The sequence below is a fragment of the Arsenicibacter sp. R0_47 genome, assembly GCF_057652235.1.
In genome coordinates this window covers 43642-50785 of record NZ_JBYFCJ010000010.1, presented here as the reverse complement: position 1 = coordinate 50785, position 7144 = coordinate 43642, and the positions used below count along the sequence as shown (strand labels likewise).

Below are 7144 nucleotides of genomic sequence, written 5' to 3'. Positions count from 1 at the left end.
CTATGTACCGAAGAAGCACTAAGTTTTTACCCTTCGTGCCGCTTAGATTCTTACTGCCTTCGTGGTTCCCCCCTGCAAATCATAGTAATCCTGTCTGGAATAAAGGCAACCGGTTGACCACACCCGCCACGCGTTTGCCGAGCGGTATGACCGGTACACCCAGCATATCGGCATAGGTGTCGCCCAGGAAGAAACGCATTTCGCCCGCGGCGAGGTTCCAGCTCTCGGGAGTATTTACCTGTCTGGCAATGGCCTGCAACAATGCCTGCGTCAGGCCCTTACCGGCTTCCGACGCCTTGAACTGCCGCCGCGCAATAGCCCGGCCCAGCTGAAACGCCTCCCGCAGGTTTCGTGGCAGCAATTCATCCGATACGCCGTTGAGGTACCCCACCACGTTAACATGGTGCTGATAGGCCTCCTCCTCGTCGCGGCTCAGGCGAATCCCCATTTCCCGCAGACCGAGCAACACAACGTACGAAAATGCCAGATTCGTGCCCGCCATATCTTCCTGATTGATCGGCAGTCCCCAGGCCATGTCCCACTCCGGATGCTGCCGCGCATACCACCGCGAAGCAGCATGAATCAGGCGGACACGCAAGGTCCGGTCAACGGCTTCGGTGGTGCGCCAGTGTTTGGGGTCCATCACCGCAAAGAGCCATTCGCCGGTTTCCTGCAGGCGGCGAGCCGTATCGTGCCGGATGCGTTCGGTCAGCCACAGCACCTGCGCTCCATCGGCACCAAGGTAGCAATACGGCAGCGAAAAACAACCCAGAATCAGGGAAATAGCGCGGCTGTGCTGCGCAAAAACGGCCATTCCCTGCTTCATTTGCGCAGAGTCAGCCCAGTCGGGCAGCGGGCGATATTGGTCAAAAAAGGGCGTCAGTAAATCCCGAAAGGGCATTTCGCCGGTTTGCTTGCCCGTCGTCAGCCACGGCATCAGGGTCCTCAGGGCGGTTGGGCCTTGTTGCTGAATCAGCGCATCGATAATGGCATCAGCCGGCGGGTCGCCTTGCTGTCGGCAGGTGTGCAGCAACAGGTCGGGAAACGGTCGGGTAGTTTGTATCGGGTAAGCAGCCATAGCCGGTCAGGTCAGTATATACTCCCATAACGGTCTGTTCAGCCGATTGGTTTACAACTGAATCTGTAGCCCGTCGTAGCCAAGCCGGATAGAAGGCGGCAGTTCGTTTTCCACATCGCGGTGTGTACCCAGCTTGTGGCTGATGTGGGTAAAATACGTCCGTTCGGCGCGGATGCGTTCGGCCAGCGCCACGGCTTCGTCGAGGGTGAAATGCGAAATATGCGGCTGACGCTGCAAGGCGTCGAGCACCAGCACACGGGTACCGTATACTTTTTCCAGCTCTTCGTCCGAAATGTAGTTGAGGTCGGTCAGGTAGGTAAAGTCGCGCACGCGGAACCCGTAGACCGGCAGTTTGTGGTGCATGACATTGATGGGCGTAAACCGGACGCCGCGAATCTCAAACGGCTCATCATCAATCTCATGCGACTGAATATGGGGAACGCCGGGGTATTTGTGTTCGGCAAAAATATAGGCGAACTCGTTTTTGAGCTGCGCCAGTACCCGGTCACGGGCATAGATGGGAATTTCCTGATTCTGGCGGAAATTAAACGCCCGTACCTCGTCAAGGCCGGCGGTGTGGTCTTTATGCTCGTGGGTAAACACCACTGCATCGAGCCGTTTCAGCCCCATCCGCAGCATCTGCTGGCGGAAATCCGGTCCGGTATCCACCACGACACTCACATCATCGACCGCCAGATGGATCGAGGTGCGCAGTCGTTTATCACGGAAATCGGTCGAGCGACATACTTCACACTCGCAAGCGATTAACGGAACCCCCGAAGAAGTACCGGTGCCAAGGAGGGTAACAAGCATAGTTTTGAATGACTGAATGATTGAATGATCGAATAAGGCGTTTATTCAATCATTCAATCATTCGGGAATTCACTCATTATTTATCTGTGAGTTGGTTCACTACTTCGACCAGACGGTCAAAGTTCAGAGGCTTCACCAGCACATCGTTGAAGCCGGCCGTTTTGAATTCTTCTTCTGTGTAATTTTTAGCATTACCGGTAATGGCAACCACCGGAATAGCCGCTTTTTTCTCGTCGGCCAACGCTCTTACCCGGCGTACACACTCCATACCATCCATAATCGGCATGTTGATGTCTAACAACAGGATATTGAAATCTTCTTTTTCCAGAATCTGAAGCACTTGTTCTCCGTTTTTCACGGCAGTGATATCGTAGTTCTGGAACTCAAGAATTTTGCGGGCCAGGTTTTGGATAACGGAACTGTCTTCGGCTATCAGGACGCGCTTAGCTGACATAGTTGGAATTTGAATGTTTTTGGGCAGGTGAAATTAGCGATAAATCCGCAAATGCAAAAGAAACGCTGATTTTGGCGTTTTTGAACCAGTAAACGGTTCGATCAACAAACACCGGATCATCGTTCGGGCATCAGAAATTCATCCCGTTTTTTACCCTGTTTCACTCTTCATTTACCATCATTCATCGGAAAAGGTTCCGGCCTGCCCGCACGAGCCGCTAGTTTTGATCCGGCAACTATCGGCTGCATCACCATGAAATTACCTCTGCTGATCGGAACAACACTACTCATGACACTCCCGGCCATCGGGCAAACTATCCTCAAAGGACGGGTTACCGATGCCAAAGGACGGGCATTGCCGGGCGCCAACGTGTTCATCAAAGGCACCTACGACGGCGCCAATACTGACAGTACGGGCAACTTCCGCTTCCGGACCAGCCGCAAGGATACTGCCACGCTGGTAGTCTCGTTTATCGGTTACGAGCCGTTTACCGGAAAAATGACGCTCTCGGCGAATCAGCCCGATGTAGCAGTCCGGTTGCAGGAAGCCGCCAGTGAACTCAACACCGTCGTCATCACGGCCGGTGCGTTCGAGGCGTCCGACGAACGAAAAATGACCATGCTCAAACCCATGGATATCGTGACCACTGCCGGCGCCCAGGCCGATATTACGGCGACCATGAACCTGCTGCCGGGGGCTCAGCGCGTCGGCGAACAGGAAGGAATGTTTGTCCGTGGCGGGTCTAACCTCGAATCAAAGGTGGTTATCGACGGCATGATTGTGCAGAATCCGTATTTCAGCTCCCTGCCCGATGTCCAGTCGCGGGGGCGGTTTCAGCCGTTTATGTTTAAAGGAACCTCGTTCAGCACGGGCGGTTATTCGGCGCAGTATGGGCAGGCCCTGTCGTCGGTGCTGTTGCTGAATACCAACGACAAAAACACAAACAACGGCCTGAGCATCGGCCTCAACCTTATCAGTGCCAACGTCGGCATTGACCATGAAACAAAAAACGCATCCATTTCCGGGTCGTTGTATTACGGCAACCTGAAACCGCTGTTTGCGCTTATCCGCCAGAATATTGACTGGGTACGCGACCCCGAATTTGCCGGTTCGTCGCTGACCTACCGCCTGCGCCCCACTAAAAACGGGCTGCTGAAGGTGTATGGCATGTATTCGGCCAGCCGGCTGGCCATGAACTTCCGCGATCCATCGGTGGAAACCGGCCCCGCAGGCCCAGGCAAAACGGCCATCGACCAGACCAACCGCAACGCCTTTCTGACCAGCACCTATACCGACAGCTGGGACGAAGGCCGCTGGCTGCTCAACACCGGCCTTTCGTATAGCCGCAACAACGACCTTATGACCTTCAACGGCCTTGACTTCGGCCGGTCCGACAGCCGGACGCAGGGGCGTCTGGTGCTAACCCGGCTGCTGGCCCGCAATAGTTCCGTGCTGTTCGGCACTGAGGTACACCATATTGCGCTGACAAACGGGGTGATGGGAACCCGTTACCAGCTCAGCGACACCTACATGGCAGCCTTCGTTGAGTCTGAACTGTACCTGAGCCGCAAGCTGGCCGGCCGCATCGGGGTTCGCGGCGAGTATTCCTCGCTGCTCCGGGATGTTAATCTGGCCCCGCGCCTGTCGTTTGCCTATAAAACCGGGACATTCAGCCAGATTTCGCTGGCCGCGGGTCAGTTCTACCAGACACCCGACTACCGCTACCTGTACCTCAACAAGGACCTGACCTACGAGCGGGCCGATCACCTGATCCTGAACTATCAGCTGATCAGAAACCAGCGCACGTTCCGGATTGAAACGTTTTACAAAAACTACGCGGCGCTGGTCCGCGAGTTTACCGGTCAGGCATTCGATACCAACCCCTACCGGTTTCCGTGGGGACGTACCGACAACACCGGTAACGGCTACGCAAAGGGTTTCGACGTATTCTGGCGCGATCAGAAAACGGTGAAAGGACTCGATTACTGGGTGACGTACAGCTATGTCGATACCAAACGGCTGTTCAGTCAGTACAGCATGGCGACCACGCCGTCGTTTGTCTCAAACCACAACGCCAGTCTGGTAACCAAGCGGTATTTCAACAAATTACGGACAAACATGGGGCTGACCTACACCTTTACCAGCGGCCGGCCCTACTACAACCCGAACCGGAACAACGAACGCCCCGGCGACTATTTCAGCGACCGCACACCGGCCGTGCATAACCTCAGTTATTCGGCAAGTTATATCACGGCGGTCAAAGGCAACTTTCTGGTTCTTTATGCCACGGTCGATAACATCCTGAATACCAGAAACGTCTTTACATACCGCTATACACCTGACAACAAAACGCGCTATGCCGTCGGTCCGCAATCATACCGGAGCTTTTTCATCGGCGGCGTCATGATGCTGTCGAAAAAGGCAAAAGTTGACATTAACCAGCTGTAGTAAGCAATTGAGCGAATTAGTGAATGTGCGATTGAGCGAATAAACCACTGAAATACAGCAGTTTGTTCGCTGGCAAACTCTAATGCTGTTTGCTTACTTAGTACGATTTCTTTTAAACCAACTCAATCACCAGTAAAAGACAAACCAGATACATGAAAACGATCATCATTACCCTCACAGCCTTGTTATTAGGCGCTTCTTCACCGGTTTGGGCACAGTCTGAACAGTACACACAGGCGATGAAAGACGCGCTCAGCACCATGAAAGGCTATTCCGAAAAAACGTCGCCAGCCGACATGCTTGCGATGGCCAATCAGTTTGAACGCATTGCCGGTGTGGAGCAGAAAGAATGGCTCCCGCGCTATTACGCCGGTCTGATGTATGTATACCTGGGCTTTATGGGCAAGGATGCTGCCGAAAAGGACAAGTACCTCGATCAGGCCGATAAATACCTGAAAGAAGCGCAGGCGCTAGCCCCTAAAAACGATGAACTGGCCGTGCTGAAAGCGTATATTGCCCAGTCGCGGATGGTAGTTGATCCGATGAACCGCTGGCAGACCTACGGAGCAACCTTCCAGGAAGCCGTTGCCGAAGCCAAAGCACTGAATGCCGGTAACCCGCGCCCGTATGTGCTCGAAGGCCAGTCGCTGTTCTATACACCGGAGCAGTATGGCGGCGGGGCCAAAGTCGCCTGCCCGCTGCTTCAGAAAGCCGCCGAAAAATTTACTACCTTTAAACCTGCCAGCGAGCTGCACCCGAACTGGGGCAAAAACGAAATCAGCCCGATGCTGGCTAAATGCCAGTAAGCCGATAATGACTATGACCCGCGAACAACTGGAACAATCCATCCGGAACGCCGCCACCGACCGATCACGTCCGGTCCGGATGCGTGGTTCGAATCTGGCCAACTTTGATTTCAGCGGCCTGAATCTGACCGGGGCCGATTTCAGCTTCTCCAACCTGCAGAACGCTAATTTCAACGGGGCGATCCTGCATGAGGTAAACCTGAGTTTTGCCAACCTGCAAAATGCGTCCTTTGTCGATGCCGACCTGACGGGGGCTAACCTGAACTTTTCGGGTCTCGACGGGGCGGATCTCAGCGGGGCCAACCTGGAGGGTGTGTCCATGTCGTTCAGCGCGGCCAGTCCGCCGAAAATGCACAATCCGTTTGCGGGCGACGAACCCATTACGCTGACGACCCTGCTCCGGCAGCGCAGTGTTTTAGGCATTTTCATTACCATGATGCTGGGGGCCTTTATTCTGTACGGGATCAGCGCCATCGTTTATTTCACGGGCCTGATGACCAATCAGGCAGACCCCAATCTGGCCAGAATGAACCAGTGGGTGTTTACCCAGAACATGGTGTCGGGTATAACCATCTCCCTGCTGGCCAGTGGCCTGTCTCCGTGGCTCGACAGTCTGCATATGAAAGTATGGCAACGGCACCTGCTGCTTTCCGGCCTGGCAATTGGCTTCTGGATGATCGAGCAAATGTTTATGTTCCAGTTTGCCGGAGGACGTGAAGCCGTCAGCGCGCTGATTCCGCATATGGATAAATACCGGTCTACGATGGTTGAGCTGCCCTGGTATTTATATGCAACGGGGCCGCTGACGGTGGCCAACCTGCTGTACTACCTTCAGCGGCAGGGCCGGCAACTGACCCGCAAACTGTCGGAGCAGGAATACCGGCTGCTAAACATGGAAAAGCTGAAAACGCGGGCCGAACTGGATGCGCTCCAGGCCAAAATAAACCCGCATTTTCTGTACAATGCCCTTAACAGCATCGCCAGCCTGGTCCACGAAGACCCCGACAAAGCCGAGGAAATGACCCTGCTGCTGTCGAAACTATTCCGCTATACCACCGGCCGCGATGGTTCTCATTTCAATACGCTGTTCAATGAACTGGAAATGGTCAGGACCTACCTGAAGGTCGAACAGGTACGGTTCGGCGAACGGCTCCAGTTCAGCGTCGATTTGCAGGAAGCGAACCTCGGCGATGTACAGATTCCGCAGTTTCTGCTGCAGCCGCTGGTCGAAAATGCGGTCAAACATGGTATTTCGAAGCGGGCTGACTCGGGCCGGATCGACATCAAAATTTACGAACAACAGGGCTGGCTCCACCTCAGTGTCCACGACAACGGGCCGGACTTTTCCGAAGATATGAGCGGCGGCTACGGACTCCGCAGCATTCAGGACAAGCTCAAATTACTCTATGCCGACGATGCGAAGGTCGAGCTCCATAATCAGCCGTATAAACAGGTATTGCTTTCGATGCGGATGACGACCCTGAAACAGGTCGTGAGTAGTGATAGATTTAATTTTAAAGGTTCAACAGACGCACGCGCCTAACG

6 protein-coding genes are annotated in these 7144 nt (G+C 54.3%); 3 read left to right on the top strand and 3 right to left on the bottom strand.

What is annotated here, in order from left to right; genetic code table 11:
* Positions 1-79: 79 nt before the first annotated feature.
* The 3 genes from AC23NW_RS17945 to AC23NW_RS17935 form a co-directional block, all read right to left on the bottom strand.
* Entirely contained in the window at positions 80-1078 is a 999-nt protein-coding gene (locus AC23NW_RS17945; protein WP_487451023.1) for an oxygenase MpaB family protein, read from the bottom strand.
* Positions 1079-1129: 51 nt separating this feature from the next.
* Positions 1130-1891, bottom strand: a complete 762-nt coding sequence (locus AC23NW_RS17940) for an MBL fold metallo-hydrolase (protein WP_487451021.1) — start codon at positions 1889-1891, stop codon at positions 1130-1132.
* 76 nt (positions 1892-1967) lie between these two features.
* A complete protein-coding gene (locus AC23NW_RS17935; protein WP_293840993.1) occupies positions 1968-2345 on the bottom strand; it encodes a response regulator in 378 nt (125 codons plus the stop codon).
* Between the two features lie 252 nt (positions 2346-2597).
* On the opposite strand from AC23NW_RS17935, the gene AC23NW_RS17930 reads away from it, so the two are divergent.
* The 3 genes from AC23NW_RS17930 (at position 2598) to AC23NW_RS17920 (ending at position 7142) form a co-directional block, all read left to right on the top strand.
* Positions 2598-4793: a TonB-dependent receptor gene (locus AC23NW_RS17930; RefSeq protein WP_487451019.1), complete on the top strand. Its 2196-nt coding sequence runs from the start codon at positions 2598-2600 to the stop codon at positions 4791-4793.
* 152 nt (positions 4794-4945) lie between these two features.
* The gene (locus AC23NW_RS17925; RefSeq protein WP_487451018.1) at positions 4946-5599 is read left to right on the top strand and encodes a hypothetical protein; all 654 of its coding nucleotides are present in this window, start codon (positions 4946-4948) and stop codon (positions 5597-5599) included.
* Positions 5600-5612: 13 nt separating this feature from the next.
* Complete coding sequence (locus tag AC23NW_RS17920) at positions 5613-7142, top strand: histidine kinase (protein WP_487451017.1); 1530 nt, start codon at positions 5613-5615, stop codon at positions 7140-7142.
* Positions 7143-7144: the final 2 nt, after the last annotated feature.

Excerpts from the sequence above, each read along its gene's own strand:
- AC23NW_RS17925 (WP_487451018.1), top strand. The coding sequence starts at position 4,946 with ATGAAAACGATCATCATTACCCTCACAGCCTTGTTATTAGGCGCTTCT.
- AC23NW_RS17940 (WP_487451021.1), bottom strand. The coding sequence starts at position 1,891 with ATGCTTGTTACCCTCCTTGGCACCGGTACTTCTTCGGGGGTTCCGTTA.
- AC23NW_RS17920 (WP_487451017.1), top strand. The coding sequence starts at position 5,613 with ATGACCCGCGAACAACTGGAACAATCCATCCGGAACGCCGCCACCGAC.
- AC23NW_RS17945 (WP_487451023.1), bottom strand. The coding sequence starts at position 1,078 with ATGGCTGCTTACCCGATACAAACTACCCGACCGTTTCCCGACCTGTTG.
- AC23NW_RS17930 (WP_487451019.1), top strand. The coding sequence starts at position 2,598 with ATGAAATTACCTCTGCTGATCGGAACAACACTACTCATGACACTCCCG.
- AC23NW_RS17935 (WP_293840993.1), bottom strand. The coding sequence starts at position 2,345 with ATGTCAGCTAAGCGCGTCCTGATAGCCGAAGACAGTTCCGTTATCCAA.